We start from the raw sequence: 26,421 nt of genomic DNA on the forward strand, positions 1-26,421 counted from the left end.
ACCGAAGCTAGGTTCGCACTCCCCACCGGACAACACGAGCCACGTCACTTCACACATAAGGGTGCCGATGTCCTGATTCGCCTGCGGAGGCGGGGGTGACTGTGCTGTTGATTCCCTGTGAACTAAGGTGAGCCTTCCCTAAGAATTTCCTGTGCACGTCCCGAACCGGAGCAGAACATGTCCTTCAGACGCCGCGGCACCGCCGCGATCGGCCTCGCGGTCGCGGCCGCCCTCTCCCTCTCCGCCTGCGGAGGCGGAGACGACGCCGCCGACGCGTCGGGGAGCGGTTCGGGCGGCGACAAGAAGGCGGCGGTCGCCACGGGCGGCAAGGACTTTGCCGACGCGGCGAAGAAGACCGCGGCGTACGGGACCGACGCCGAAGCCGGCGAGTTCCCCCGTACGCTCACCCACGCCATGGGCACCACGAAGATCGAGCACGCTCCCGAGCGCGTGATCGTGCTGGACGTCGGCGAGTTCGACAACGTCGTCTCGCTCGGTGTGAAGCCCGTCGGCTACGCCCCCTCCGAGGGCGACGCCGCCATCCCCTCCTACCTGAAGAAGGACGCCGGCGACCCGGTGAGCGTCGGGACGATCAACAGCCTCAACCTGGAGGCGATCGCCGGACTGAAGCCGGACCTGATCCTCGGCAGCCAGCTGCGCGCGGCGGACATGTACGACGAGCTCTCGAAGATCGCGCCGACCGTGTTCTCCATCCGCCCCGGCTTCACCTGGAAGGAGAACTACCTGCTGAACGCCGCCGCGCTCGACAGGACCGCGAAGGCGGAGTCCGAGCTCGCCGCGTACGAGGCGAAGGCGGAGAAGCTCGGCGAGGACATCGGCCCTGACAAGCCGACCGTCTCCATGGTCCGCTACATGCCGGACAAGATCCGGCTCTACGCCAAGGCCTCCTTCATCGGCACGATCCTCCAGGACGTGGGCCTGCCGCGGCCGGAGAACCAGCAGATCGACGACCTCGCCGCGGAGATCAGCCCCGAGAACATGGACCAGGCGGACGGCGACTGGATCTTCACCGGTGTCTACGGCGACGCCAAGGCCACGAAGCGCGACACCGCCCGCGCCAACCCGCTGTGGAAGAACCTCGCCGCGGTGAAGGCCGGCCGGGCCAAGGACGTCTCCGACGAGACCTGGTACCTCGGTCTCGGCGTCACCTCCGCGAACCTGGTCCTCGACGACCTCCGCGCCGACCTCGTCAAGTGACCGGCCGGGTGCGGACCGGGTAACGATTCGCACCGGCTGCGGGTATCGCTGCACGGGCCCCGGCGGCCAGGGGCGGCGGGGCACGGGGGACAGGTAGCCTTTCCCCCGTGCCCCGTCTGTCTGAAGTCATCGCCGAGCTCGACGCCCTCTGGCCTCCCGAGCGGGCCGAAGGATGGGACGCCGTCGGCACGGTCTGCGGAGATCCCGGAGCGGAGATCGACCGGGTCCTCTTCGCCGTCGACCCCGTCCAGCAGGTCGCCGACGAGGCCCGCACCCTCGGCGCCCAGCTGATCGTCACCCACCACCCGCTCTATCTGCGCGGTACGACCACGGTCGCGGCCACCAACTTCAAGGGCCGGGTCGTCCACGGGCTCATCAAGCACGACATCGCCCTGCACGTCGCGCACACCAATGCCGACACCGCCGACCCCGGGGTCTCCGACGCCCTCGCCGGCGCCCTGGACCTGCGGGTCACCGGCCCCCTCGTGCCGGACCCCACCGACGCCGCCGGACGCCGCGGGCTCGGCCGGATCTGCGAGCTCGACCACCCCGAGACCCTCCGCGACTTCGCCGCCCGCGCCGCCGCCCGGCTCCCCGCCACCGCGCAGGGCATCCGGCTGGCAGGCGACCCCGACGCCCTCGTGCGCCGGGTCGCGGTGAGCGGCGGCTCCGGCGACAGCCTCTTCGACGCGGTCCGCGCCGCCGGTGTGGACGCCTTCCTCACCGCGGACCTGCGCCACCACCCGGCCTCCGAGGCCGTCCAGCACTCACCGCTCGGCCTCGTCGATGCCGCACACTGGGCTACCGAGTGGCCCTGGTGCGAGCAGGCCGCCGCGCAGCTCGACGCACTTTCCGACCGCCACGGATGGGACCTGCGGGTCCATGTCTCGAAGCAGGTCACCGACCCCTGGACCACCCACCACTCTTCTGGAGCCCCCAACTGAACGCCGCGCCCGCCGACCAGATCCGACTCCTCGAAGTCCAGGCACTCGACGTACGTCTGTCGCAGCTCTCCCACAAGCGCACCTCGCTGCCCGAGCACGCCGAGCTCGACTCGCTGGGCAGCGACCTCGCGCAGCTCCGCGACCTCCTCGTCGCCTCGCAGACCGAGGAGAGTGACACCACCCGCGAGCAGACCAAGGCGGAGCAGGACGTCGACCAGGTGCGCCAGCGCGCCGTCCGCGACCAGCAGCGGCTCGACTCCGGCGCGGTCTCCTCGCCGAAGGACCTGGAGAGCCTCCAGCGCGAGATCACCTCGCTGGCCAAGCGCCAGGGTGATCTGGAGGACGTCGTCCTCGAGATCATGGAGCGCCGTGAGTCCGCCCAGGAGCGCGTCACCGAACTGACCGAGCGCGTCAGCGCCGTCCAGGCCAAGGTCGACGACGCGACCGCCCGCCGGGACGCGGCCTCCCAGGAGCTCGACTCCGAGGCCGCCACCGTGGCCAAGGACCGCGAGGTCGTCGCGGGCGCCGTACCCGCCGACCTGCTCAAGCTGTACGACAAGCTGCGCGCCCAGCAGGGCGGCGTCGGCGCCGCACGGCTCTACCAGCGCCGCTGCGAGGGCTGCCGCCTGGAGCTGAACATCACCGAGGTCAACGACGTGAAGGCCGCGTCCCCCGACACGGTGCTGCGCTGCGAGAACTGCCACCGCATCCTCGTCCGCACCTCGGAGTCGGGCCTGTAATGTCCGCTCCCCGCCAGCTGGTCGTCGAGGCCGACGGGGGCTCCCGGGGCAACCCGGGCCCCGCGGGTTACGGCGCCGTCGTCATCGACCCGGCCGACGGCCAGGCGCTCGCCGAGACCGCCGAGTACATCGGCGTCGCGACGAACAACGTCGCCGAGTACAAGGGCCTGATCGCCGGTCTGACGGCGGTGAGGGAGCTCTTCCCGGACGCGGACGTGCAGGTCCGTGTCCGGATGGACTCCAAGCTGGTGGTCGAGCAGATGTCGGGCCGCTGGAAGATCAAGCACCCCGGCATGAAGCCGCTCGCCGAGGAGGCCGCGCGCATCCTGCCCGCCTCCTCGGTCACGTACGAGTGGATCCCGCGAGCGGAGAACAAGCACGCCGACCGGCTCGCCAACGAGGCGATGGACGCCGGCAAGCGGGGCGGGCAGTGGGACCCGGCGGCCTCGACGGCCGACCAGGACACGCCGCGCACGCTCGTCGTCCCGGACGCGCCGCCCCGGTCGGGACCGCCCGGCGACGCGGCGGCGGGCGCGGCGAAGGTCCGCGCCGCCATGGCGGCCGCCCGCCCCTCGGAGGCCGCCCCGGGGAGCGTGTCCGCGACGCCGCAGGTGGGCTGGGGGAGCGCACCCGACCTGGGCGCGCCCGCCACCTTCATCCTGCTCCGGCACGGCGAGACGGCCCTCACCCCCGAGAAGCGGTTCTCGGGCAGCGGCGGCAGCGACCCGGAGCTCTCGGAGACCGGCCGTCACCAGGCCGCCTGCGCGGCCGAGGCGTTCGCCGCCCGGGGCACGGTCCAGGAGATCGTGAGTTCCCCGCTGCGCCGCTGCCGTGAGACGGCACAGGCCGTGGCGGCCAGGCTCGGCCTCCAGGTCCGTATCGAGGAGGGCCTGCGCGAGACGGACTTCGGGGTCTGGGAGGGGCTCACCTTCGGCGAGGTCAGGGAGCGCTACGGCGCCGACCTCACCACCTGGCTGGCGTCCCCCGACGCGGCGCCCACGGGCGGCGGTGAGAGCTTCGCCGAGGTCGCCGAGCGGGTGTCGGCGACGCGCGACCGGCTGATCGCCCGTCACGCGGGCCGCACGGCCCTCCTGGTCACGCACGTCACCCCGATCAAGACCCTGGTCAGGCTCGCGCTGGGTGCCCCGCCGGAGTCACTGTTCCGCATGGAGCTCTCGCCCGCGTCCGTCTCGACGGTGGCGTACTACGCGGACGGGAACCCCTCGCTGAGACTCCTCAACGACACCTCGCACCTGTGGTAGCCGGCGTCGGGGTGAGCTGGTCCACGGGACTCCTGGGCTTCGTCGCCGGACTGCTGATCTCGGTGGCGACCGCACCCGTGGGGGTGTCCGGCGCGGTGTTCCTGCTGCCGGTGCAGGTCAGCGTCCTGGGCGTGCCCAGTCCGGCGGTGACCCCCACCAACCTGCTGTACAACGTGGTCTCGTGCCCGGGGGCCCTCCTGCGCTACCGCAGCAGCGGCGGTCTGCGCGGTCCGCTGACCCGGCTGCTCGTGGCGGGCGCCGTACCGGGCGTGGTGATCGGTGCGGTGATCCGGGTCTTCGCCGTACCGGGGCCCACCGTGTTCCGGGCGTTCATCGCCGTCCTGCTGCTCCCCCTGGGGGCCTGGCTGTGCGCCCGTACGCTGCGTCCCGCACGGCACGTGGCGGCCGAGGCGGATCCTCCCTCGCCCCGGGCCACCAGGGGCCTCGCCCTGGCCGTGGGTGTCGCGGGGGGCGTCTACGGGATCGGCGGCGGCTCCCTGATCGGCCCGATCCTCGTCGGGCGCGGGGTCCCCGTCGCCAAGGTCGCCCCCGCCGCGCTCGCCTGCACCTTCGTCACGTCCCTGGCGGGGGCGGGCGCCTACGCGCTGCTGTCCCTGACGGCCACGGGCGACATCGCGCCCGACTGGGCGCTCGGCCTGACCTGCGGTCTCGGCGGACTCTGCGGCGGCTACCTCGGGGCGCGGCTCCAGCCCCGCCTGCCCGAGACGGCGCTCCGGCTCCTGCTGGGCGTCATGGCCCTGGGCATCGGCCTGCTCTACGCGGTCCGGGCGGCGAGCTGAGCCACGGTCCTGGTGGATCGGCCGGGCCGGGGCTCAGCCTCGGCCCAGCGCCGAGGCCTCCGCGGCCAGCCGCTCCACGCGCGCCCAGTCCTTCGCCGCCACCGCGTCACCGGGCACCATCCAACTTCCGCCCACACAGCCGACGTTGGGCAGGGCCAGATACGACGGCGCCGAGGCGAGCGAGATGCCGCCCGTCGGGCAGAACCGGGCCTGGGGGAGCGGGGAGGCCAGGGCCTTGAGGTAGGCGGTGCCGCCCGCGGCCTCGGCGGGGAAGAACTTCATCTCCGTGACCCCGCGCTCCAGCAGAGCGACCACCTCGGACGTCGTGGAGACGCCCGGCAGGAACGGCACGCCCGACGCCTTCATCGCGTCCAGCAGAGCGTCCGTCCAGCCGGGGCTGACCAGGAAGCGCGCGCCGGCCGCGACGGTCGTGGTCACGTGCGCAGGGGAGATCACCGTGCCGGCGCCGACCACGGCGTCCGGGACCTCCTTGGCGATCGCCCGGATCGAGTCGAGGGCGGCAGCCGTCCGCAGGGTGACCTCGATGGCGGGGAGCCCGCCCGCGACGAGCGCGCGCGCCAGCGGCACCGCGTCGGCCGCGTCCTCCAGCACGACGACGGGGACGACGGGGGCGAGGTCCAGCACGGAAGCGGACACGGCGGCGGGCGCGGAGGAGGTCATGGACTCATCCTGCCGCGAGAACCGCACAATACGCAACGCGCGTTGCGTATGTTGCAACGCCTGCGCGGTGGATCAGTGGATCTCGGTGACCACCACGTCGAGCGACCACGGCCGGCCCGCCCGCTCCGGGGCCTCCGCCTCCACGACGTAACCGAGGTCACGCACCACCTCCACCAGCTCCGCAGGATCTTTCGGAGCGGCCCCGGCCAGCAGCAGGTCGCGGACCATCCGGCCCTTCGTCGCCTTGTTGAAGTGGCTGACCACGGAGCGCTTCTCCACCCCGTCGACCATCCGGGACTGGAGCACCCGCACGCTCGCCGTGCGCTCCGCGACCTCGCCCGAGGGCTTCCACGCCCCCGCGTACGCGGAGGAACGCAGATCCAGGACCAGCCCCTCCCCGGCCGCCTCCGGCATGACCGACGCCATCGGGGCGCGCCAGTACGCGTTCAGCGCGCCCAGGCCCGGCAGCTTCACCCCCATCGAGCAGCGGTACGAGGGGATCCGGTCGCCCACCCGCACCGCGCCCCACAGCCCGGAGAAGACCAGCAGCGACTTCCCGGCCCGCCGCCCGGCCGCCGCGTCCAGCGAGGCCAGGCCGAGGGCGTCGTACAGCACCCCGGTGTAGATCTCCCCGGCCGGCCTGGTCCCGGCCGTGCGCAGCTCCGCGTTCTTCGCGACCTCGCCGCGCAGTCCCTCGCTCAGGCCCAGCACCTCACGGGCCTTCTCCTCGTCCGCCAGGCACAGTTCGACCAGCTCGTCGAGGATCGCGGCCCGGGCGTCGGCGAGGCCCGGCAGGGACAGGGACTCCGGCTTCAGCGGTGCCCCGCGCCCCGAAGCGGCCTTACCTTCGGAGGGCGGCAACAGCACGAGCACGGGCGTTCTCCTTCATACGCGGCACAGGGCCCCGCGCGCGTGGGAGCCCCCGCCAAGGGTACGGGGGCCGGTCCGCCCGGAGCCCCCGGAGACCGGGATGCCGACCGCACCGCCCCGGCCTACGCTCGGTGGCATGCCTCGCCGCCAGCTTCATATGACCGGCGCGGACGGCACCCCGCTGCGGGCGGCCCTCCGCGCCCTGCGCAACGAGCTCGGCCTGCCCGCGGGCTTCCCGCCCGCCGTCCTCGCCGAGGCGGGGGAGGCGGCGCGGTCCCCCGACGTGTCCGGCCACCTGGACGCCACGGACCTGCCGTTCTTCACGATCGATCCGCCCGCCTCCACGGACCTCGACCAGGCGATGCATCTGGAACGGCGCCCGCACGGCTACCGCGTGCTCTACGCCATCGCCGACGTCGCCGCCTTCGTCCGCCCCGGAGGCGAACTGGACGCCGAGGCCCACCGCCGGGTGACCACCCTGTACTTCCCCGACGGCAAGGTCCCGCTGCACCCGCCGGGGCTCTCCGAGGGCGCCGCCAGCCTCCTCCCCGGCGAGACCCGCCCCGCGGCGCTCTGGCGGATCGACCTCGACCCGGAGGGCCGTACGGTCGCCGCCGAGGTGCGCCGGGCCCTCGTGCGCAGCCGCGCGAAGCTCGACTACGAGGGCGTCCAGCGGCAGATCGACGCCGGGACGGCCGAAGGTCCCCTCGCCCTGCTCAAGGACATCGGGCTGCTGCGCGAACAGCAGGAGACCGGACGGGGCGGCATCTCGCTCGACGTACCCGAGCAGGAGATCGTCGCACGCGACGGCACCTACGACCTGGACTACCGGGCGCCGGTGCCCGCCGAGGGGTGGAACGCCCAGATCTCCCTGCTCGCCGGCATGGCGGCCGCCGGGATCATGCGGGACTCGGGCACCGGAATCCTCCGTACGCTTCCGGTCGCCCCGGACGGCGCGGTCGCCCGGCTCAGGCGCTCCGCCGAGGCCCTGCGCATCGACTGGCCGCACCACGTTCCGTACGCCGAGGTGGTGCGCTCCCTCGACCCCACGAGCGGCAGCCACGCGGCGTTCCTCCAGGAGTGCACCACGCTCCTGCGCGGCGCCGGCTACAGCGTGTTCGAGCACGGAGACCTCCCCGTCCCCGCCGTGCACGCCGCCGTCGCCGAGCTCTACACGCACTGCACCGCGCCACTGCGCCGCCTCGTCGACCGTTACGCCGCCGAGCTGTGCCTCGCGGCGACCGCCGAGCGCCTGCCCCCGGAGTGGGTGCTCCGGGCGCTGCCCGGCCTGCCCGCGGAGATGGCCGAGGGCACCCGCCGCGCCAACACCGTGGAGCGCGAGTGCGTCGACCTCGTCGAGGCGGCGCTGCTCGGGAACCGGGTCGGCGACGTCTTCGACGGGTACGTGATCGACGTCAAGGACGACGGACCGGGCGTCGGCACCGTCCACATCGAGGACCCCGCGATCGTCGCCCGGATCGAGTCCGGCACCCCGCTCCCGCTGGGCGAACGGCTGCGGGTCCGCCTCACCCGGGCCGACCTGGGCTCGTCGAAGGTGCTGTTCGCACCCGCGTGAGCGCGGACCGCCGAGCCCCCGGCGACCGGCTTGTCCGCATCTCGTACGATCGCGTCCTCGGCTACGGACCGCGTAGCGCCGCCGTACCAGGGAAGGTCTCATGCGTGACTGACCTCGCCTCCGCCCCCGCCACCGGCCGGCCCCGGCAGATCGTCGCCGCCGCGCGCGCCCTGCTGGAGGCGGAAGGGCCCGAAGCGCTCACCATGCGCCGGCTGGCGGACCGGGTGGGCGTCACGGCACCGTCCCTGTACAAGCACTTCCCGGACAAGTCCTCCGTGGTGGCGGCCCTGGCCGACGAGATGCTCAGGGAGACGGCCGGAGTCCTGGCGGCCGCCGAGGCGGCGGCCCCGGGCTCCTTCTCCGCGCTCGCCACCGCGTACCGCACGTACGCCCTGGCCCACCCGCACCTCTACCTCCTCACCATGGGCCGTCCGCTCCCCACAGGGGGAGCCGCGGCCGCCGCCGCGGCCCCGCTGTTCCGGGCCGCCGGTGGCGACGAGGACCGGGCCCGGGCGGCCTGGGCCTTCGCCCACGGCATGGTGGTCCTGGAGCTCAACGGCCGCTTCCCGCCGGGCGCCGACCTCTCGGCGGCCTGGGAGGCGGGGATCGCGGCGTTCGCCCCGGTCCGCCTCTGACACGACCGCGTCGTCCTGTGCCACGATCGGGGGAAACGCTCCCTACTCACGGACGGCTGATCCCCCGATGTCCCACGCTGGCGAGCGACCGAGGAAGGGGCGTGACATGTCTGCCATGCCGCACGAACCGCTCTCGCAGGCGGACGTCCTGCTTGAGGGCTTCCTGGCGCTGGATACGCCGGAGGGCTTCCGGGCCGAGCTGATCGAGGGGGAGATCGTCGTGACGCCGCCGCCGGACGGGGATCATGAGGACTACATCAGCGTGATCATGAAGCAGGTGATCAGGCTTGCACGGACGGACATGGATTTCTCCGGGAACAAAGGGCTGAAACTGCGCAGTGGCGGGGGATGCCCCAAGAACCACGTCATCCCCGACGGAACCTTCGCTCCCGCGGAGCTGCGCCTGTACAGAGGAGCCGACCCCTGGATGCCCTGCGAGGGGGTGGCCCTGGTCGTCGAGGTCACCTCCTCCAAGCCGAGTGCCGACCGGACGGGCAAGCGGCACTGCTATGCGAGGGGCCCCGTACCCCTCTACCTGCTGGTCGACCGGGAGGAGTCCTCGGTGACGCTGTTCAGCGACCCGCAGGGGGACGACTACCGACAGCACTGCACGGTGCCCTTCGGTAAACCGGTCCGCCTTCCGGCGCCGTTCGCGATCGATCTGCAGACCGAGGCGTTCCTCTGAGCCGTCCACGCCCTGGCGTCCGGCCTCGTCCCTGCGGGTAGCATGGTCATCACGGCAGACGAGCCGGGCGGACGGCCGCGTGAGGATCCCCGGATCCTCCCGAGGAACGTCCGGGCTCCACAGGGCAGGGTGATGGCTAACGGCCACCCGGGGTGACCCGCGGGACAGTGCCACAGAAAACAGACCGCCGGGGACCTCGGTCCCCGGTAAGGGTGAAACGGTGGTGTAAGAGACCACCAGCGCCTGAGGCGACTCAGGCGGCTAGGTAAACCCCACCCGGAGCAAGGTCAAGAGGGAGCACCCCGGTGCTCCTGCGCGAACGTCCGAGGGCTGCCCGCCCGAGTTCGCGGGTAGACCGCACGAGACCGGCAGCAATGCCGGTCCTAGATGGATGGCCGTCTCCCCGGCCGCCGCGAGGCGACCGGGCGACAGAACCCGGCGTACAGCCCGACTCGTCTGCCGCCACCAGGTCCCCGACCAGTGAACACGCTGGTCAGGGGGCCTTTTTTCGGTTTACCCACCCTTTGTGCCCGTGATCCCGGCCACATCGTGCCCATCATTCGGACAAGCGTAAGAACACATTCCGCTTGGTGTCTACGATCCGTCGGTACGTCCCCCCACAGTCAGTCCCCACAGTCCCCGCAGCACACCAGAAGGCGCTCGTGAGCTCCACCTCCCCCCTCCCCGCCGGCACCTCCCCGGTGACGGCCCCGGGCACGGTTCCGATCCGCTCCGCGGCCGACGTCTCCGACCTGGTCAATTCGGGCACGGCTCGTGGCAGTCACGCCAAGATGATCGTGGTCATCGCGCTCGGCGGCATCTTCCTCGACGCCTACGACCTGAGTTCCCTCGCCTACGGGCTGCCCGACATCACCCGGCAGTTCGGCCTCAGCTCCACCATGGCCGGGACGGTCACCGCCTCCATCAGTGTCGGTTCGCTGATCGGCGCCCTCGTCGGCGGGTGGCTGGTGGACCGGATCGGCCGCTACCGGGTCTTCATGGCCAACATGCTCTTCTTCGTCGTCACCGCGCTGGTGTGCGCGCTGGCGCAGGACGTGTGGACGCTGATCGCCGCGCGCTTCGTGATGGGCATCGGCGTCGGCATGGACATCCCGGTCGCGATCGCGTTCCTCGCCGAGTTCTCCCGGCTGCGCGGCAAGGGCAGCAAGGGCTCGCGCACGGCCGCCTGGTCGCCCGCCTGGTACACCGCGACCAGCGGCTGCTACCTGGTGATCATGCTGCTGTACTTCGTCCTGCCCGACGCCCACCTGGGCTGGCTGTGGCGGTTCACCGTCGGCTTCGGCGCGGTGCCCGCGGTGATCGTCCTGCTGCTGCGCCGGCGGTACATGAACGAGTCCCCGACCTGGGCCGCCGACCAGGGCGACCTGGAGGGCGCCGCGAAGATCCTGCGGCAGTCCTACGGCGTGGACGCCCGCGTCCCCGACGACGTACCCGCGACGCCGCCGCGGCCGCCCCGGCCGGGCCTCGCCGCGTACGCCCGGCTCTTCGCCCCGCCCTACCGTGCCCGCACGGTCCAGTCGGTGACGGTCGGCGTGGCCGAGACCTTCGGCTACAACGCGGTCGCGTTCGGACTGCCGATCATCATCGCCACGCTGATGACCCAGGGCCCGCTGACCACGATCGCGTCCTCCTTCGCGCTGAACCTCGTCTTCGCCCTGACCGGTGGGCTGCTCGGCATCCGCTGGGCGTCGACCCGCGGTGCCTGGCCGATGATGACGCTCGGCTTCGCGATCCAGTTCGTCGCCATCACGGTGCTCGGGCTCATCGGGGACCCGTCCGGGACGGCCTACGTGACGGGCGGGATCCTGATGCTGGGCGCGTTCATGTTCGCCCAGGGTTTCGGCCCCGGCGCGCACATCATGAGCTACGCCTCGCTGGGCTTCCCGACGTCGATGCGCGGGGTCAGCATCGGCTTCAACCAGGCGGTGCTGCGCCTCGGTTCCACGCTGACGCTGTTCTTCTTCCCCATCCTGAGCAGCGGCCTGGGCACCCATGTCTACTGGGTCATCCTCGCCGCCCCTGTTCTCGGCCTGATCGCGCTGCTGGTGAAGCGCTGGGAACCGGTCGGATTCGACGCGGACGCGGAGGAACGGGAGCTCTCCGGGGCGGCCCCCAGGGGCTGAACCTCCGGTCGTACGCGCGGCGCGGCAGCCATACCACGTGGTCTGCCGCGCCGCATTGTCGTGTGGGAGACCGGAAGGTTCCGGCCAGACCCGATCACGTACTTGTCGGTATGCGGAGGGGAGTTGATCACTTCTGCCTCTGACCCGATAGGCTCCTTTGCGGCGCGGCGAGTTGACTCGAACTCAACCGGCCGCCGCCGCGCTGCCCGCTCGGCGTGTGCGGCGCCTCGCGACCCCCTGTTCGATTGTGTTGCTCTCGAAGGATGCAGATGGAACTTGCCACTCCACCCCCGGCGGCACGTGCACCGGTCGCCTGGTACGGCTGGTGGCTGATGCCGCTGGCCTTAGGAGCAGGTACCGTCGCCACCGCAGTGGCGGGACCTGACCAGGTCCAGATACCCGCGACGTTCGCGGGAGCCGCGGTCACGGTCGCCGGTGCGGCCTGTGTACGGCTCCTCGTCCGGTCCCGGTCCCAACTCCGCCGTGCGAACGACGACTTCCGCTCGGCCCAGGCCGAGCAGTCCCAGCAGCGGTACGCCGAGGTGCGCGGCCGGGAGCAGAGATTCGCCGCCGAGCGCTCCGCCCTGGAGGCCCAACTCGGCGAGCAGGCGGCCCTCTTCGAGGCCCGGCTCGCCGAACACACCCAGGCGTACGAGGCCGGCATCGCCGACCGGGCCCGCGCGACGGAGGAGCGGATCGCGCTCCAGCAGGCCGTCGTCGTCAGGCTCGGCGACAGCTACCTCCCCGAAGCGGTCGAGCGGCTGCGTGACGGCGAGGCCATCGACGACATCCTGGCCGAGGCCGGCCAGGAGGGCGACGCGAGCCCGGAGCTGCGCGCCGCGCTGCGCAAGGTCCTGCGGACCGCGCTGCTCTCCGTGGAGGAGGAGCTGAACCGCTCCACCTCGGCCGAGCAGGCCGTGGTCGGCATCGGCAGCCGGATCCACGTACTGACGGGCCGGCTGCGCGGCCGGCTGCACGAGATGCAGGGCGAGCACGGGCGGCTGCCCGCGGTCGCCCAGGGCCTCATGGAGCTGGACCAGGAGATCGGCCCCGCCGACTGTCTGGCCGCCAGCATCGGCGTACTCGGTGGTTCGGACCGTCCCGGACGCCAGTGGCAGGAGCCGCAGCGACTGCTCAGCGTGGTCCGCGGCGGCATCGGGCGGATCAAGGACTTCAACCGCATCCAGGTCCGTCACCTGCCCGAACTCGGCGTCGACGGCGGTCTGGTGGACCACCTCACGCTGATCTTCGCCCACCTCCTCGACAACGCGGCACGCTACTCGCCGCCCACCGAGCCCGTGGTCGTCTCCGGCAAGGAGGTGCCCAACGGCGTCGGCATCGAGATCCAGGACGCGGGCAAGGGGCTCAGCGACGAGCGCAAGCGCGAGGCGGAGCAGTCCATCGCGGGTACGTCCAGGGGCCCCGGCCTCGGCGGTATCTCCGAGGACGCCAACCTGGGCCTGCGCGTGGTCGGGGCCCTGGCGCGCCGCTACGGCATCCGGGTCACCTTCGCGGACTCCCCGTGGCTCGGCACCTCCGTGGTCGTGGTGGTTCCCCACAAGTACTTCAGCCACCTGCCCGCCCCCGTCACCGAGCCGGTCAGGCCCGCGGTGGAGAGGGCCGAGCCGGTCCCCGAGCCGGTCGTGGCCGCCGCGCCCGTGGAGAGCACCGAAGCGATCGACACCATGGACACCACGCCGGGCGGCCTGCCGCGGCGCAGGAGCAGGCGGGCCGACGCGCCCACCGCCCGCCCGGCCGCCGCCGACCGGACCGCGGAGTCCAGGGCCGCCGTGCCGCCGGACGCGTCGTTCGCCGGCCTCGCCGCCTTCGCCACGGCCGGGCGTGAGAGCGGGCCACCAGGGGGGACTACCGCGGACGCCGCCCCGGGCGCCCGCGAGACGACTGCCGGCCGCGAGTCCAACCGCACTGAAGAGAGCGACTAGTCCACATGACGCAACAGGGAACCGACGTGAGCTGGGCGCTCCGGGATCTGACGGAGAGCATCCGGGAGATCCGCTTCGCCCTCGTGGCCTCCAGTGACGGCAAGGCCATCACCTCCTACGGCGCCGACGACCCGGACGACGTCGACCGCTTCGCCGCGGTGGTCGCGGGGCTGCAGGCGCTCGCGCAGCCGGTGGCCGAGCAATTCCCCACGTATGCGGGGCAGTTGCGCCTGGCGATGATCGAGGTCGACGGCGGCCATCTCTTCGTGGTGCGGGCCGGTGTGGAGACGTACCTCGGGGTGCTCGCCCGGGAAGGGCTCGACCAGGGCCTGCTCGGTCACCAGATGAGGGACCTGGCGCGGAGGATGGGTGAGCTTCTCGGCACCAGTCCGCGCCTGGAGGAGCAGCCTGGATGAGTGGTCCCCGCCGGCCCACGGACCCGCCCGGTCTCGAGCGCTACTACGTCCTCACCGGGGGGCGCAGCGGACCGGGTGGTTCGGCGTCGACCCTGGACGTGGCGACCCTCATCATCTCCCGTGCCGCAGCCGAGCCCGGCCTGCAGCACGAGCACGAGGAGATACTCCGGCGCTGCCGCGATCCGCTGTCGGTGGCCGAACTCGGCGCCCACCTCGGATTGCCCTTCAACATTCTCGCGGTGCTCCTGGCCGATCTGCTGGACGCAGGCCGCGTCGAAGCCCGTGACCCCATCCCGGCGTCCGACGCCGGCCGCGGGCCCGACCTCGCGCTCCTTGAGGAGGTACTCAGTGGACTTCAAAGGCTTTGACCATCCCGACCGGCAGACGGCCGGAGGCGGCACCCGCTCGGTGAAGGTGATGATCGCCGGCGGCTTCGGCACCGGGAAAACCACCCTGGTGCGGTCGGTCAGCGACATCAAGCCGCTCACCACCGAGGAGACGCTGACCCAGGCCAGCGTGGACGTCGACGACCTGATCGGGGTGGCGGACAAGCAGCAGACCACCGTCAGCCTCGACTTCGGCAAGATCGGCATCAACGAGGAACTGGTGCTGTACCTGTTCGGGACACCCGGGCAGGAGCGGTTCTGGTTCCTCTGGAACGGTCTGTTCAAGGGCGCCCTCGGGGCGGTCGTCCTGGTGGACACCCGGCGGCTGGCCTCCAGCTTCCGGGCCATCGAGGAGATGGAGCGGCAGGACGTGCCCTTCGTCATCGCCCTCAACGTGTTCCCGGACTCCAAGGACCACCCGGTCGAGGAGATCCGCGACGCGCTGGACATCCCCGAGCACACGCCGGTCGTGACCTGCGACGCCCGGGACCGTAACTCCAGCCGCGATGTGCTGATCGCGCTGATACGTCATCTCAAGGCCCGCTCGGCCGTCGCTCTGGAGCCCCGATGACCGATCACCCGGCCGACGGCGCGGACGCCCCCCGCGGCTGCCCCGTCATGCACGGCGGCGCCGACGACCTGACCCGGCTGTACGGGCCGGACGCGGCGGTCGACCCGCAAGGCATCTACGGAAGGCTGCGCAAGGAGTACGGAGCCGTGGCACCCGTGCTCCTGGAGGGGGACGTCCGCGCCTGGCTGGTCCTCGGCTACCGCGAGAGCCGGCGCGTGCTCGACAACCCCCTCCAGTTCAGCCGGGACTCGCGCATCTGGCGGGACTGGCAGGAAGGGGGAGTCGAGGAGACCTCGCCGCTGATCCAGATGCTCGGCTGGCGTCCCGACTGCGTGTCCCAGGACGGTGAGCCGCACCGCAGGCTGCGCCGGGCGGTCACCGACAACCTGGACACCCTTGCGGGGCGCGGGATCCGGCGCCATGTCACGCACTTCGCGAACAAGCAGATCGACGCGTTCGCCGGGAAGGGCAGTGCCGACCTGGTGGGCGAGTACGCCGAGTACCTGCCGATGCTCGTGCTGACCAGGCTGTTCGGGCTCCCGGCGGCCGAGGGGCGCAGCCTCGCGGCCGCCTGCGCCCAGGTCCTCAAGGGCGGTCCCGACGCCCTCGCGCACAACGACCGCATCATGGAGATCCTCGGGGAGCTCGCCGAGCGCAAGCGCCTCGAACCGGGCCCCGACTTCACCACCGGGCTGCTCGCGCACACCGCCGGACTCGACGAGGGCGAGATCCTCAGCCATCTGCGTCTGGTGCTGATCACCGCGCACACCACGACCAGCAACCTGCTGGCCCGGGTGCTGGAGCTGATCCTCACCGACGCCTCCCGTCTCGCGGGACTCGTCAGCGGCCAGCGGGCCGTCTCCGAGGTCGTGGAGGAGGTCATGTGGAACACCCCGCCGCTGGCGGTCCTCCCGGGGCGTTTCGCGACCGCGGACCTCGAACTCGGCGGTACGCAGATCAAGGAGGGCGACCTGCTGGTGCTCGGGCTCGCCGCGGGGAACCTCGACCCGGACATCCGTCCGGACTCGGGTGTCTCCGTACACGGCAACCAGTCGCACCTGGCGTTCAGCGGCGGTCCGCACGAGTGCCCCGGCCAGAACATCGGCCAGGCCATCATCGAGACCGCCGTCGACACCCTGCTGCACCGGCTGCCCGGACTGCGCCTGTCCGTACCCGCCGGTGAGCTCACCTCGACGGCATCGACCTGGGAAGCGCGCCTGGACGCCCTCCCGGTCGAGTTCGCCGCGTAGTCCGCGCCGGTCCCACCGCGCCCCACGTTCCCGCCCGGCCGTCCACGGCCGGGCGGGTTCCGTGCGTCAGACGGCGAGCAGATCGTCCAGCGAGCCCCGGCCCGCCAGCTCGGCGGTGGCGGCCGGGCCCTCCTTCGCGGCGGCGTAACGGCCGGAGGTCAGCGCCCACTCGTAGTTGCCGCCGATCCAGTGCTGGATGGCTTCCACGCCCATCCGCACCTGGTCGCGCTGCTCGGCACCGAGGCCGAGCTCCTCGCACATCCCCGGGACGAGCGCCTCGAGCGCGAGGTACTCGTCGAGGCACACCGTCGTCATCCGGTACGCCTCGGCGGCGGCCTCCTCCCAGGTGCAGCCGCGCTCCCGGTGCAGGACGGCGATGAGGTTGTGGCCGTCCCCCCGGCGCTTCTCGCGCTCGAAGGAGTGGATGTCGTTCATGAAGCCGATGGTGTCCGCGGCCAGGTCCCGCATCCGGACCATCAGCGGGTGCGCCTGCACCTGCGCCGGGACCTCGAAGCCGCGGCTGCGCTCACCGGCGTCGATGCTGTGGTGGATGCCCACGGTGCGGCGGCGGAACTCGGCGTACTCGTCGGTGCCGAGCGTCCCGGCCCGGCCCTCGGCCGCCAGGTCGACCTCCTCGGTGTGTGCCACGAGGAAACGTCCCCAGGAGGCGGCGAACCGTGTCTTCCAGGTCAGGGACATGCCATCCGAGAGATGGGCCCACACCTCGGCCCAGGCCAGGGTGATCGGGCAGGTCACGCGGGGGGCCGTCCCGGCCGGTCGCAGCGGCGTGGCTATGAGCTCCCGCGCGACCTCCGCTATGCGGTCCGCGCGGTCAGGGCTTCCGGAGTCGAACTGGTCGTCGAACAGGAAGGCCAGGGAGAACCAGTTCATCAGGACGACCATGTCCTCGGCCGAGGCGTACGGGTACGTCCGCGCCGCCGCCTGGGGCAGGTCCCAGGACTGATATTCCTCGAACCCGGCCTGGCTGCGCACCAGGCCCATCTCCCACACCCAGCGAAGGTGGTGCTCCCGTGCGTATGCGAGGTGCTCGCTGACCGGGGTCTCGAAGGGGAGGTCGAATGTGACGTCCTGCGGCATTGGCGTCCTTTCTTGCGGCGATTCACAGGCCCCCGCCCCGTGACAGGGCGATCGGAATTGACGCCCATTGACTCGAAGTGCACGTTTTGAGTCCAGAATTGACGGCTCATCATGTGCGCCCTGATGCTGCCCAGACCCTAAACGATCTATGCAACAAGATCCGCTCGAAGGAGATCTTCCGGAACGACGCGTTCAGCATCGCCGAACCGGAAACCGGACCGGAACCGGACCAGAACCTGTACCGGGGCCTGGCCCTGAGTTGCCGTCAGCTGCTCAGGGCGGCTGCGGTCGCCCGGGCGAACGCCTCGGGGTTGTCCAGCATGATGTTGTGACCGCAGTCGGGGACCGGGGCCACGGTGACGCCCGCGCGCCGGAGTTCCCCGGCCCCCGGGAACGGGCCGTCGGCCTCGGGGAAGAGGAAGGCCCGGGGGATGGGCAGGCGCAGCAGCAGCTCACGCATCATGGGGGAGGTCCCACGGGTGAGATGGACCGCGCTGCGGTGGAGGCCCTCCCGGCCCGCCAGACGCATCGTCGCCCACCAGTGGGCGCCCGCCCGGTCCCGTACCTGCTCCCAGCCGCCCCGGAGGAACTCCTGCTCCGTGTGAGCGGCGATCCCCCCGCTGCCCGGTGCGCCGGGCGCGGGTGTGACCGGGTCGAGGTTGGCGTCGGCCAGGACCAGGCGGGAGACCAGGTGCGGATGCCGGGACGCCAGGACGACGGCGACCGAGCCTCCCATGCTGTGCGCGATCACCTCGGCACCGGTGACCCCGGCCCCGTCGAGCGCCGCGGCCAGGGCATCGGCGTGCGATTCCAGGGTGTAGTCGAAACCCGTCGGCCGGTCGCTCATGCCGTGCCCCATCAGGTCGACGAGCAGCGAGCGGTGGCCGGCGAGGGCGGGGTGAACGGCGGTCGCCGCGAAGTACGCGGGCGAGGTGGCCCCGAGCCCGTGCACATAGACACGGGTGGGCTCCCGGCCGGGCAGCTCGACCCAGCGGATCCGGTCACCTTCCGGTGTGACGGCGGCGTCGCGCACTCTCTGCTCCCCTGAGGTCGGGACCGGGTGGGAGGTGAGCGTAGCCGCCGGGGCGAGGGCGTATGACGCCGGGTCAGACCTCGCCCAGGTCGGAGCTGAGCCAGCGCTGGGGGCGCATGTGGATGACCACCTGCTCGCCGTGCTCCTTCCAGGCGAAGTCGACGTAGCCCCCGACCTTCTCGGCGGGGAGGTAGCGCGACGAGATCTCCACCAGCTGCTCCCGGGTGGCGGGGAGCGTGGCGATGACCGGACCCTCGACGGAGACGTAGCGGATGGTCGGCGAGACGCGCTCGACCATGATGCTGAAACGGCCCGCACCGGCGATGGCGGTCCCCTTGCGGGAGTCACGCCCCGTCATGATCCACAGGTCGCCGCCGGGCGCGTACTGGTACCAGATCGGCACGGTGAGCGGGGCCCGGCCCTCCTCCGGTGCGTCCACCGCCAGCGCGGCGATATGCGGTTCGGCCAGAAACAGCTCACGCTCCGTGCGGGTCAAAGCCATGGTCGGGCTCCTCAGGTGGGTGCGGGGTCGCCTCAGGGCCGCATTATGCAACGCCCGCCCCGGTCCGGCAGGGCAGTCACACGCCCTCCCGGTCCGCGTGTTCCACTGCCGTATCTGCGGCGGGCAGCCCTGAGCGTTCAGATGACCGGTGGGCGGCCCAGGCGCGTCATCCGCCACACCGTGCGCCAGCGCATCGGCTTCCGTTCGCCGCACTCGGTGCGCACCCCTTCGGCGAAGCCCGCCGCCCAGGCGCGCAGGCCGGAGGCCGAGCGGGTGCGGGCTGCGGTGAGCAGGATCCAGGTGCCGAGGTAGGCCGGGACGAGGGGGAGGGGCAGGTTGCGGCGCGCCAGCCAGACGCGGTTGCGGGCCGTCATGCGGTAGTAGACGGCGTGCCGGGCGGGGGACGTCCTGGGGTGCTGGAGCAGCAGGCCGGGCTCGTAGAGGATCTTCCAGCCCGCGTCCAGCGCCCGCCAGGACAGGTCCGTCTCCTCGTGCGTGAAGAAGAACTCGGCCGGCCAGGAGCCGGTCTCGGCGAGCATCCTCATGGAGAGCGCGTGGCCCCCGCCGAGGAACGCGGTGACCGGGCCCGGGCGCATCGGGTCCTTGGCGCGCAGCCGTGGGACGTGCCGGCGCTGGGTCTCGCCCTGCTCGTCGGCGATGCGGAAGCCGACGATGCCGAGGCGCGGGTCGGCGGCGTACAGCTCCTGGACCGTGCGGAAGACGTCCTTGTCCACCAGGAGTCCGTCGTCGTCCAGCTCGATCACCACGTCCACGTCGCCGAAGCCGGCGAGCGCGTCCAGGGCCTCGTTGCGGCCGCCGGGGCAGCCGAGGTTCTCGTCGAGTTCGAGCATGGTCACGCCCCCGGCCAGATCCTCAAGGCCGGGGAAGGAGCCGTAGTCGGGGAGCGGTGAGCCGTTGCCCACGACGACCACCCTGGAGGGGCGCACGTCCTGCATGGCCACCGACGCCAGCAGGGCCTCGACCTGCTGCGGGCGGTCTCCCATGGTCACGATGGATACGCCGATGCGTGGTTCGGACAAGGCTCGGCTCTCCCGGGGGATTTCGGTGGATCGGGCACCGCGGTGCCACCGCGGTGCCCGCGATCGTAACGTCTCGTGTTCAGGCGCCGGCGGGTGCCCGGCCATCGGACGGACGGTCGCCGTTCAGCTGTGCGTACATCAGCATGTCCCGCCGCTGCCCGCCGATCTCCTGCCAGCCGCGCAGCAGGCCCTCGCGCCGGTAGCCGGCGCTCTCGGCGGTCCGTACCGACGCCGTGTTCCACGGCTCGATCAGAAGCTGGACCCGGGGGATGCGCAGCTCGTGCAGGGCCCACGTGGTGACCGTGCGCAGCGCCGCGCCCGCGACGCCCTGGCCGCGGTCCGGGGCGGTCATCCAGTAACCGAGCGTCGCCCTGCCCTGGGCCGCCTCCGCGAGCCAGAGCCCGATGGAGCCGACCGGCCGCCGGTCCCGGGTGCGGACGATGGCGAACGGATACCCCTCGCCGTGGGCGGCGCGGTCCCACTGCCGTCTTACGTAGGCCTGGGCCGCCTCGTCGGAGTACGGCGAGGGGATCGTGGTGACCAGCGGGATGTAGTCGTCCTTGGCCGCCTCGCGGACGAGGGGCAGGTCGCTCATCTCCCAGGGGCGCAGGACGAAGTCGGCTCCGGCGGTCATGCTGGGGACGGTCAGCGGTTGTGCCATGACCGTCATCCTGCCGCGCCCGCGTCCCGCGGCCCGGGCCCGACTCACCCCCGGACCCGCCCGGCCGAGGGACGCCCTCGGGACGATCTAACGGCCCCATGGTTCCGTTAGTATGGCGCCGTTGTGCAGGGCGTGGGTTGTCGACAGAGCTGGAGATGCTCATGGGCGCAGGAGACGCAGGGGATGGGACGGACGGGGAGCCGGGCACCGTCCGGCCCGGTGGGCGCACGGCCCGGGTGCGGGAGTCCGTGCTGCGCGCGGCCGGTGACGCCCTGGTCGAGCAGGGCTTCGACCGGCTCGATCTCGCCGACGTCGCCCGCCGCGCCGAGGTCGGCAAGACCACGGTCTACCGGCGCTGGTCCACCGCGGCGGGACTGGTCGCCGACCTGCTGACGGAGATGGCGGAGCAGTCCGTCCCGCGTACGGACACGGGGTCCCTGGACGAGGACCTGCGGTCCAACGCGCGGCTCGTGGTGCGGACGCTGACCGACCCGCGCCAGGGCCCCCTCTTCACCGCCGTCGTCGCGGCGGCGACCTGCGACGCCCGGACGGCCGAGGCCCTGCACCGCTTCTACGCGGTGCGCATCGAGGAGTGGGCCGGCTGCGTCGACGCGGCGGTCGCCCGGGGTGAGCTGCCCCCGCGCACCGATGCCCGCGAGGTGATCCGCGCCGTGTCTGCGCCCCTCTACTACCGGCTGCTCGCCAGCGGCGACCCCCTGGACGAGGCGGTCGCCGACCGGGCGGCAGAGGCGGCGGCGGTGGCCGCGAGGGCGGGCGTGTACGTGAACTGAGCCCGCCCCGGGCCTCCGGACGTTCAGGCCTTCCGGGCCACCGCCACGTACTCCCCGCTGTGCGCGCCCTCCTGGCCGGGGACCGGCTCGCCGAGCTCCGGGTGCCACTCCTCGGCGGCCACGATGCCGGGGGTGACCAGGCCGAGCCCGTCGAAGAAGCGGGCGAAGCGGTCGCGGTCGCGCATGTCCAGGGTGAGCCCGTTGGCCTTGTACATGTCGCGGACCTTCTGCGACGCCTCCTCGGGGTGGAAGTCCGGGGTGAGGTGCGAGATCACCAGGTAACTGCCGGGCGCCAGAGCGGCCGTCAGCTTCTCCACCACCTCGTAGGCGCCCATCTCGTCGCTCAGGAAGTGCAGCAGCGCGTTCAGCGAGAGGGCGACCGGCCGGCCGAAGTCGAGGACCTCGGCCGCCTCGGCCAGGATGCGGTCCGTCTCCCGGGCATCGGCCTGTACGTAACCGAGCGCACCCTCGTCGGACCCGTTCAGCAGGGCCTGGGCATGGCTGAGGACGACGGGGTCGTTGTCGCAGTAGACGACCCGGGCGTCCGGGGCGATCGCCTGGGCCACCTGGTGGAGGTTGGGTTCGGTCGGGATCCCGGTGCCGATGTCCAGGAACTGACGGATCCCCTGACCGGCGAGCCACCGGGTGGCCCGGTGGGTGAACGCCCGGTTCATGCGCGCCATCACCGGTATGACCGGGGCGAAGGCGGTCAGCCGTCTGCCCAGCTCCTCGTCCACCGGGTAGTTGTCCTTGCCTCCGAGGTACCAGTCGTACAGCCGTGCCGGGTGCGGCTTGCTGGTGTCGATGTCCGTAGGGGTCATTGTCGTCCCGTTCTCCGTTGCGGCATCGCCGGCCTCCGAGGACGGGATGTCGAGCAGCTGATCAACCTGACAGCAGCATAAGGAAGTTGGGGCGGGAGCACGGAGGGGCCCCTCGGACACGTCACGGGCAGCCGACGTCGTGCCGAGGGTCCGCCGCTCAGCCGATACGGGTCCCCGTCCCCGTCACCCTGATCCGTGCGTCACCCGGTCGCAGCCCGACGGTGAGGGTGCCCGGCCGGCCCATGTCGGCGCCCTGGTGCAGCGTGAGGACCGCCTCGCCCGGGACGAGGCCGAGCTCGCGTGCGTACGCCCCGAAGGCCGCGGCCGCCGCGCCCGTCGCCGGATCCTCGACGACGCCGCCGACCGGGAACGGGTCGCGGACGTGGAAGACGGTGGCCGATTCCCGCCACACGAGCTGGACGGTCGTCAGGTCGAGCCGGTGCATGAGGGCTTCCAGCCGGGCGAAGTCGTACGACAGGTCCGCCAGCCGTTCCCGGGTCGCGGCGGCCAGCACCAGGTGCCGGGCGCCCGCGTAGGCGATGCGGGGCGGCAGCGCCGGGTCCAGATCGGCGGCCGGCCAGTCCAGGGCGGCCAGGGCCTCCGTCACGTCCCCGGGGGCGGCGTCCGTGAGGTGCGGGTCGACGCTGGTGAGGGTGGCGCGCAGCTCTCCGCCCTCGCGTACGACGGTGACCGGGACCGCACCCGCGGCGGTGGAGAACACCAGGTCGCCCGGCCCGTCCCGCTCGGCGAGCGCGAGGGCGGCGGCCACCGTGGCATGGCCGCAGAAGGGGACCTCGGCCTTCGGGCTGAAGTAGCGGACCGTGTGCCCGCCGCGGCCGTCCGGCGCGGTGAGGAACGCCGACTCGCTGTATCCCAGCTCCGCGGCGACGGCGAGCATCGCCGCGTCGTCCAGCCCGGAGGCGTCCAGGACGACGCCCGCCGGGTTGCCCCCCTCGGGATCGGCGGAGAACGCGGTGTAACGGAGGACCTCGGGGCCGGCGTGAGAGCTCATGTCGCAGGTCAACCGGGAGGCGTCGCCGCTCATTCCCGCCCGCGCCCATGAGCGTGTCCGCGGGGTGGTGGTCCGGGTCCTGACCCCCGGACCACCACCCCTGGCCGCTCCCGCGGACCCCCCGGCCGCGGCGGCCCCATTCAGTGCGGTCAGTGGCAGACCTTCACGCCGGTGCCCTTGCCCCAGGAGCAGGAGTCCAGGAGCGCACCGCTCGGCTTGATCAGCCGGGCCTTGTCGCCGGTGTTGTTCCAGACGTACGAACCGCGGTTCCAGTACACGTGGGCCGCGGAGTTCTTGCCCTTGCCCGTGTGGACCCGGACCGTCTTCCCGGCCGCGACGGTGAAGCTGGGGAAGGTGTACGTGTACCCGGTGTTGTCCTTGAGCTTGTAGCCCTTGAGCTGGAGCTTCGACTTGCCGTTGTTGTGGATGTCCACGTACTCGGCGTTCAGGGACGTGTTCGTCCGGGTGTCCTTGCCGGGGCTGTCGTACTGGATCTTGCCGAGGTGCAGACCGCCCTGGTGGGCGGCCGCGGAGGCCGGGACCGAGGCGAGGAGCGAGCCGGCCAGTGCGGTGGCGGCGGCCAGGGCGAGGGGCGCGGCGGTGCGTATGCGCATGCTGTGTGGTCCTTCTGTGTACATCCGGTGAAGGTCAGTAGCATACGGGCAGCACGCGCTTGCCCGGACCCAACGAGGGAAACTCGCAAACTCTGTCATCCGAGGGCGAGTTCCGGCGCGGTCCGGGCAGGCGTGGATCGAAGTGGATCAGCCCCGGCCGACGTACGGCATCGCGGTCGCCAGCACCGTCGCGAACTGCACATTGGCCTCCAGCGGCAGCTCCGCCATGTGCAGGACCGTCCGGGCCACGTCGTCCGCCGCCATGACCGGCTCGGCCGCCACCTCGCCGTTGGCCTGGAGGATCCCCGTGCTCATCCGCTCCGTCATGTCGGTCGCCGCGTTGCCGATGTCGATCTGCCCGCAGGCGATCCGGTACGGCCGCCCGTCCAGCGACAGCGACTTCGTCAGGCCGGTCATCGCGTGCTTCGTCGCCGTGTAGGCGAGGGAGTGCGGGCGCGGCGCATGGGCGGAGACCGACCCGTTGTTGATGATCCGGCCGCCCTGCGGGTCCTGCTCCTTCATCAGGCGGTACGCCGCCTGCGCACACAGGAAGGCCCCCGTCAGATTGACGTCCACCACTGCCCGCCAGTCCTCGTACGCGAGGTCCTCGACGGGCGTCGCACGTGGCCCGAACGTCCCCGCGTTGTTGAAGAGCAGGTCCAGCCGGCCGAAACGGTCCCGTACGGAGGTGAAGAGCGCGGCCACCGAGTCCGGGTCGCTCACATCGGTGGGCAGACACACCGCGGTGCCCGGACCGGCCGCGGCAGCCGTCTCCTCCAGGGCCCCGGCCCGCCGCCCCGCGAGGGCCACCGTCCAGCCCGCACCCGTGAGGGTGAGGGCCACGGCCCTTCCGATCCCCGACCCGGCACCCGTGACGACAGCGATTCTCTGCTCAGCGTTCATGGCCCGGCAGCGTACGGGAGGTTTCACGGCGGCCGGCACCCGGTGCTCATCGCACCGCCATACGGATGTTGTGTACGTGCCAACGGGACGTCGTCGCTCCGCACTCCAATGCCTCTGACAACATCCGGCAGGGGAGGGGCACATGACACCCGCACAGATCAGCAGCACGCCCGGCCGGCTCGGCCATTCCGCCGAGCTGCGCCTCGCCGCACAGAGGCTCGGACCGGGCGTGGGCCGACGCCGTTTCCTCACCGTCACCGGCGCCGCCGCCGCACTGGCCTTCGCGGTGAACCTGCCCGGCGCGGGTACGGCGGCGGCCGCCGAGCTCGACGCCCGGAAGATCACCGAGGACCCCTTCACCCTCGGGGTGGCGTCCGGGGACCCCCTGCCGGCGTCCGTACTCCTGTGGACGAGACTCGCGCCCCGCCCGTACGAGGCCGACGGCGGGCTGCCCGCCCGGCGCGTCGAGGTCCGCTGGGAGATCGCCCGCGACGAGCGCTTCCGGCGGATCGTCCGGCGCGGATCCGCCACCGCCCACCCGGAGTTCGGGCACAGCGTCCATGTGGACGTGGACGGCCTCGACTCCGGCCGGAGCTTCTACTACCGCTTCCGTACCGGCAGCTGGACCAGCCCCACCGGCCGCACCCGCACCGCACCCGCCAGGAACGCCCGCAACAGCTCCCTGACCCTGGCCGCCGTCTCCTGCCAGGCCTACCACGACGGCTACTTCACCGCCTACCAGCACCTCGCGGACGAGGACGTCGACGTGGTCTTCCACCTCGGCGACTACCTCTACGAGTACGCGGTCACCGCCACCGGCGGAGCCCGCAAGTACACGGACCGCGTCCTGCCCGACCACTACAACCGGGAGACGATCACGCTGGAGGACTACCGCATGCGGTACGGCCTCTACAAGTCCGACCCGGACCTGCGCGCCGCCCACGCCGCGCACCCCTTCGTCGTCACCTGGGACGACCACGAGACCGAGAACAACTACGCGGGCGACACCCCGGAGAACAGCGTGCCCCCGGAGGAGTTCCTGCTGCGCAGGGCCGCCGCCTACCGCGCGTACTGGGAGAACCAGCCGCTGCGCACCCCGCAGCGCCCCACCGGCCCCGACATGCGGCTCTACCGCAGGCTGCACTTCGGCCGGCTCGCGCAGTTCGATATCCTCGACACCCGCCAGTACCGCAGCGACCAGGCCTACGGCGACGGCTGGCAGGTCCCCGGACCGGAGTCCGAGGACCCGTCGCGGACCCTGACGGGCGCCGCCCAGGAGCGCTGGCTGATCGACGGCTGGAAGTCCTCGGAAGCCCGGTGGAACGTCGTCCCGCAGCAGGTCACCTTCGCCCAGCGGCGCGACGTGCCGACCGACGCCTACAAGCTGTCCATGGACTCCTGGGACGGCTACCCCGCCTCCCGGCAGCGCGTCATGGACGGCGCGGAGGCAGCCGGGATCGAGAACCTGATGGTCCTCACCGGCGATGTGCACGTCGGCTACGGCTTCGACCTCAAGAAGGACTTCGACGACCCGGCCTCCCGGACCGTCGGCACCGAGGTCGTCGCCACCTCGATCGCCAGCGGCAAGGACGGCTCGGAGAAGCCCGCCAACTGGGACAACCAGACCCGGGCCAACCCCCACCTGAAGTTCTACAACGGCCGCCGCGGCTACGCCCTCGTCACCCTCGGCACGCGGCAGGCGCGCGCCGACTTCCGTACGGTGTCGGCCGTCACCACACCCGGCGCGCCGGTCGCCACCGCCGGCTCCTTCGTGACCGAGGCCGGGAACCCGGGGCTCATCCCCGCATGACCCGGCCCCGGCCGC

At 72.2% G+C, this 26,421-nt stretch carries 27 protein-coding genes and 1 other RNA gene; 17 read left to right on the forward strand and 11 right to left on the reverse strand.

The genetic code is table 11. The annotated features are described in order from the left end of the window. Positions 1-177 precede the first annotated feature (177 nt). From ACIRD8_RS01695 to ACIRD8_RS01715, 5 genes are all read left to right on the forward strand, one after another. On the forward strand, positions 178-1,218 hold the full coding sequence (locus tag ACIRD8_RS01695; RefSeq protein WP_403984892.1) for an ABC transporter substrate-binding protein: 1,041 nt from the start codon (positions 178-180) through the stop codon (positions 1,216-1,218). Between the two features lie 107 nt (positions 1,219-1,325). Beyond that, positions 1,326-2,162, forward strand: coding sequence for a Nif3-like dinuclear metal center hexameric protein (locus ACIRD8_RS01700; RefSeq protein ID WP_403984894.1), 837 nt, complete (start codon positions 1,326-1,328; stop codon positions 2,160-2,162). After that, a complete protein-coding gene (locus ACIRD8_RS01705) occupies positions 2,159-2,902 on the forward strand; it encodes a zinc ribbon domain-containing protein (protein WP_403985615.1) in 744 nt (247 codons plus the stop codon). Before ACIRD8_RS01700 ends, ACIRD8_RS01705 begins: the two co-directional genes overlap by 4 nt. Continuing rightward, a complete protein-coding gene (locus tag ACIRD8_RS01710) occupies positions 2,902-4,164 on the forward strand; it encodes a bifunctional RNase H/acid phosphatase (RefSeq protein WP_403984896.1) in 1,263 nt (420 codons plus the stop codon). Before ACIRD8_RS01705 ends, ACIRD8_RS01710 begins: the two co-directional genes overlap by 1 nt. A gap of 11 nt (positions 4,165-4,175) precedes the next feature. Then, positions 4,176-4,964 (forward strand): sulfite exporter TauE/SafE family protein, encoded by a 789-nt coding sequence (locus ACIRD8_RS01715; RefSeq protein ID WP_403984898.1) that lies wholly within the window; start codon positions 4,176-4,178, stop codon positions 4,962-4,964. Between the two features lie 33 nt (positions 4,965-4,997). Here the strand turns inward: ACIRD8_RS01715 and eda are convergent, their stop codons facing one another. Then, positions 4,998-5,645: a bifunctional 4-hydroxy-2-oxoglutarate aldolase/2-dehydro-3-deoxy-phosphogluconate aldolase gene (eda, locus tag ACIRD8_RS01720; protein WP_403984900.1), complete on the reverse strand. Its 648-nt coding sequence runs from the start codon at positions 5,643-5,645 to the stop codon at positions 4,998-5,000. A gap of 72 nt (positions 5,646-5,717) precedes the next feature. Next, positions 5,718-6,518: a peroxide stress protein YaaA gene (gene yaaA, locus ACIRD8_RS01725; RefSeq protein WP_403984902.1), complete on the reverse strand. Its 801-nt coding sequence runs from the start codon at positions 6,516-6,518 to the stop codon at positions 5,718-5,720. A gap of 154 nt (positions 6,519-6,672) precedes the next feature. Between yaaA and ACIRD8_RS01730 the strand changes: the two genes are divergently transcribed. From ACIRD8_RS01730 to ACIRD8_RS01775, 10 genes are all read left to right on the forward strand, one after another. Beyond that, positions 6,673-8,091, forward strand: coding sequence for an RNB domain-containing ribonuclease (locus tag ACIRD8_RS01730; RefSeq protein WP_403985617.1), 1,419 nt, complete (start codon positions 6,673-6,675; stop codon positions 8,089-8,091). A 104-nt stretch (positions 8,092-8,195) separates the two neighbouring features. Continuing rightward, entirely contained in the window at positions 8,196-8,726 is a 531-nt protein-coding gene (locus tag ACIRD8_RS01735) for a TetR/AcrR family transcriptional regulator (RefSeq protein ID WP_403984904.1), read from the forward strand. A gap of 115 nt (positions 8,727-8,841) precedes the next feature. Further along, entirely contained in the window at positions 8,842-9,411 is a 570-nt protein-coding gene (locus ACIRD8_RS01740; protein WP_403985619.1) for a Uma2 family endonuclease, read from the forward strand. Between the two features lie 59 nt (positions 9,412-9,470). After that, positions 9,471-9,870, forward strand: an RNA gene (gene rnpB / locus ACIRD8_RS01745) — RNase P RNA component class A. 203 nt (positions 9,871-10,073) lie between these two features. Next, complete coding sequence (locus tag ACIRD8_RS01750) at positions 10,074-11,555, forward strand: MFS transporter (RefSeq protein ID WP_403984906.1); 1,482 nt, start codon at positions 10,074-10,076, stop codon at positions 11,553-11,555. 269 nt (positions 11,556-11,824) lie between these two features. Continuing rightward, positions 11,825-13,498 (forward strand): ATP-binding protein, encoded by a 1,674-nt coding sequence (locus ACIRD8_RS01755; RefSeq protein ID WP_403984908.1) that lies wholly within the window; start codon positions 11,825-11,827, stop codon positions 13,496-13,498. Positions 13,499-13,503: 5 nt separating this feature from the next. Continuing rightward, a complete protein-coding gene (locus ACIRD8_RS01760; RefSeq protein WP_099172315.1) occupies positions 13,504-13,914 on the forward strand; it encodes a roadblock/LC7 domain-containing protein in 411 nt (136 codons plus the stop codon). Then, a complete protein-coding gene (locus ACIRD8_RS01765) occupies positions 13,911-14,282 on the forward strand; it encodes a DUF742 domain-containing protein (RefSeq protein WP_203185867.1) in 372 nt (123 codons plus the stop codon). Before ACIRD8_RS01760 ends, ACIRD8_RS01765 begins: the two co-directional genes overlap by 4 nt. Then, entirely contained in the window at positions 14,263-14,871 is a 609-nt protein-coding gene (locus ACIRD8_RS01770; RefSeq protein WP_099172314.1) for an ATP/GTP-binding protein, read from the forward strand. Before ACIRD8_RS01765 ends, ACIRD8_RS01770 begins: the two co-directional genes overlap by 20 nt. Continuing rightward, on the forward strand, positions 14,868-16,121 hold the full coding sequence (locus ACIRD8_RS01775) for a cytochrome P450 (protein WP_403984910.1): 1,254 nt from the start codon (positions 14,868-14,870) through the stop codon (positions 16,119-16,121). Before ACIRD8_RS01770 ends, ACIRD8_RS01775 begins: the two co-directional genes overlap by 4 nt. A gap of 66 nt (positions 16,122-16,187) precedes the next feature. On the opposite strand, the gene ACIRD8_RS01780 is transcribed toward ACIRD8_RS01775, so the two are convergent. The 5 genes from ACIRD8_RS01780 to ACIRD8_RS01800 form a co-directional block, all read right to left on the reverse strand. Continuing rightward, positions 16,188-17,219 (reverse strand): 7-epi-alpha-eudesmol synthase, encoded by a 1,032-nt coding sequence (locus tag ACIRD8_RS01780; RefSeq protein WP_403984912.1) that lies wholly within the window; start codon positions 17,217-17,219, stop codon positions 16,188-16,190. A 265-nt stretch (positions 17,220-17,484) separates the two neighbouring features. Then, a complete protein-coding gene (locus ACIRD8_RS01785; protein ID WP_403984914.1) occupies positions 17,485-18,252 on the reverse strand; it encodes an alpha/beta fold hydrolase in 768 nt (255 codons plus the stop codon). 73 nt (positions 18,253-18,325) lie between these two features. Further along, positions 18,326-18,754 carry a pyridoxamine 5'-phosphate oxidase family protein gene (locus ACIRD8_RS01790; RefSeq protein ID WP_403984916.1) on the reverse strand — a complete coding sequence of 143 codons (429 nt, stop codon included), beginning with the start codon at positions 18,752-18,754 and terminating at the stop codon, positions 18,326-18,328. A gap of 137 nt (positions 18,755-18,891) precedes the next feature. Continuing rightward, positions 18,892-19,794 (reverse strand): glycosyltransferase family 2 protein, encoded by a 903-nt coding sequence (locus ACIRD8_RS01795; protein ID WP_403984918.1) that lies wholly within the window; start codon positions 19,792-19,794, stop codon positions 18,892-18,894. 79 nt (positions 19,795-19,873) lie between these two features. Continuing rightward, positions 19,874-20,455: a GNAT family N-acetyltransferase gene (locus ACIRD8_RS01800; protein ID WP_403984920.1), complete on the reverse strand. Its 582-nt coding sequence runs from the start codon at positions 20,453-20,455 to the stop codon at positions 19,874-19,876. A 161-nt stretch (positions 20,456-20,616) separates the two neighbouring features. On the opposite strand from ACIRD8_RS01800, the gene ACIRD8_RS01805 reads away from it, so the two are divergent. Continuing rightward, a complete protein-coding gene (locus tag ACIRD8_RS01805) occupies positions 20,617-21,246 on the forward strand; it encodes a TetR/AcrR family transcriptional regulator (protein ID WP_403984922.1) in 630 nt (209 codons plus the stop codon). Between the two features lie 23 nt (positions 21,247-21,269). Here ACIRD8_RS01805 and ACIRD8_RS01810 read toward each other — a convergent pair whose 3' ends face one another. From ACIRD8_RS01810 to ACIRD8_RS01825, 4 genes are all read right to left on the reverse strand, one after another. Continuing rightward, positions 21,270-22,067 (reverse strand): SAM-dependent methyltransferase, encoded by a 798-nt coding sequence (locus tag ACIRD8_RS01810; protein ID WP_403984924.1) that lies wholly within the window; start codon positions 22,065-22,067, stop codon positions 21,270-21,272. Between the two features lie 157 nt (positions 22,068-22,224). Then, the gene (locus ACIRD8_RS01815; RefSeq protein ID WP_403984926.1) at positions 22,225-23,079 is read right to left on the reverse strand and encodes a PhzF family phenazine biosynthesis protein; all 855 of its coding nucleotides are present in this window, start codon (positions 23,077-23,079) and stop codon (positions 22,225-22,227) included. A gap of 149 nt (positions 23,080-23,228) precedes the next feature. Beyond that, positions 23,229-23,693, reverse strand: coding sequence for a lamin tail domain-containing protein (locus tag ACIRD8_RS01820; protein WP_403984928.1), 465 nt, complete (start codon positions 23,691-23,693; stop codon positions 23,229-23,231). Between the two features lie 147 nt (positions 23,694-23,840). Further along, positions 23,841-24,596, reverse strand: a complete 756-nt coding sequence (locus ACIRD8_RS01825; protein ID WP_403984930.1) for an SDR family oxidoreductase — start codon at positions 24,594-24,596, stop codon at positions 23,841-23,843. Between the two features lie 142 nt (positions 24,597-24,738). Between ACIRD8_RS01825 and ACIRD8_RS01830 the strand changes: the two genes are divergently transcribed. Continuing rightward, positions 24,739-26,406, forward strand: coding sequence for an alkaline phosphatase D family protein (locus ACIRD8_RS01830; protein WP_403984932.1), 1,668 nt, complete (start codon positions 24,739-24,741; stop codon positions 26,404-26,406). The last annotated feature ends 15 nt before the right edge of the window (positions 26,407-26,421 follow it).

The organism is Streptomyces sp. NPDC102451, assembly GCF_044765485.1.
Taxonomy (GTDB): domain Bacteria; phylum Actinomycetota; class Actinomycetes; order Streptomycetales; family Streptomycetaceae; genus Streptomyces.

Bases quoted from the DNA above. Each gene is read 5' to 3' on its own strand.
- ACIRD8_RS01695 (WP_403984892.1), top strand. From the start codon at position 178: ATGTCCTTCAGACGCCGCGGCACCGCCGCGATCGGCCTCGCGGTCGCG.
- ACIRD8_RS01710 (WP_403984896.1), top strand. From the start codon at position 2,902: ATGTCCGCTCCCCGCCAGCTGGTCGTCGAGGCCGACGGGGGCTCCCGG.
- eda (WP_403984900.1), bottom strand. From the start codon at position 5,645: ATGACCTCCTCCGCGCCCGCCGCCGTGTCCGCTTCCGTGCTGGACCTC.
- ACIRD8_RS01730 (WP_403985617.1), top strand. From the start codon at position 6,673: ATGACCGGCGCGGACGGCACCCCGCTGCGGGCGGCCCTCCGCGCCCTG.
- ACIRD8_RS01740 (WP_403985619.1), top strand. From the start codon at position 8,842: ATGCCGCACGAACCGCTCTCGCAGGCGGACGTCCTGCTTGAGGGCTTC.
- ACIRD8_RS01755 (WP_403984908.1), top strand. From the start codon at position 11,825: ATGGAACTTGCCACTCCACCCCCGGCGGCACGTGCACCGGTCGCCTGG.
- ACIRD8_RS01760 (WP_099172315.1), top strand. From the start codon at position 13,504: ATGACGCAACAGGGAACCGACGTGAGCTGGGCGCTCCGGGATCTGACG.
- ACIRD8_RS01765 (WP_203185867.1), top strand. From the start codon at position 13,911: ATGAGTGGTCCCCGCCGGCCCACGGACCCGCCCGGTCTCGAGCGCTAC.
- ACIRD8_RS01775 (WP_403984910.1), top strand. From the start codon at position 14,868: ATGACCGATCACCCGGCCGACGGCGCGGACGCCCCCCGCGGCTGCCCC.
- ACIRD8_RS01780 (WP_403984912.1), bottom strand. From the start codon at position 17,219: ATGCCGCAGGACGTCACATTCGACCTCCCCTTCGAGACCCCGGTCAGC.
- ACIRD8_RS01790 (WP_403984916.1), bottom strand. From the start codon at position 18,754: ATGGCTTTGACCCGCACGGAGCGTGAGCTGTTTCTGGCCGAACCGCAT.
- ACIRD8_RS01800 (WP_403984920.1), bottom strand. From the start codon at position 20,455: ATGGCACAACCGCTGACCGTCCCCAGCATGACCGCCGGAGCCGACTTC.
- ACIRD8_RS01805 (WP_403984922.1), top strand. From the start codon at position 20,617: ATGGGCGCAGGAGACGCAGGGGATGGGACGGACGGGGAGCCGGGCACC.
- ACIRD8_RS01810 (WP_403984924.1), bottom strand. From the start codon at position 22,067: ATGACCCCTACGGACATCGACACCAGCAAGCCGCACCCGGCACGGCTG.
- ACIRD8_RS01815 (WP_403984926.1), bottom strand. From the start codon at position 23,079: ATGAGCTCTCACGCCGGCCCCGAGGTCCTCCGTTACACCGCGTTCTCC.
- ACIRD8_RS01820 (WP_403984928.1), bottom strand. From the start codon at position 23,693: ATGCGCATACGCACCGCCGCGCCCCTCGCCCTGGCCGCCGCCACCGCA.
- ACIRD8_RS01825 (WP_403984930.1), bottom strand. From the start codon at position 24,596: ATGAACGCTGAGCAGAGAATCGCTGTCGTCACGGGTGCCGGGTCGGGG.
- ACIRD8_RS01830 (WP_403984932.1), top strand. From the start codon at position 24,739: ATGACACCCGCACAGATCAGCAGCACGCCCGGCCGGCTCGGCCATTCC.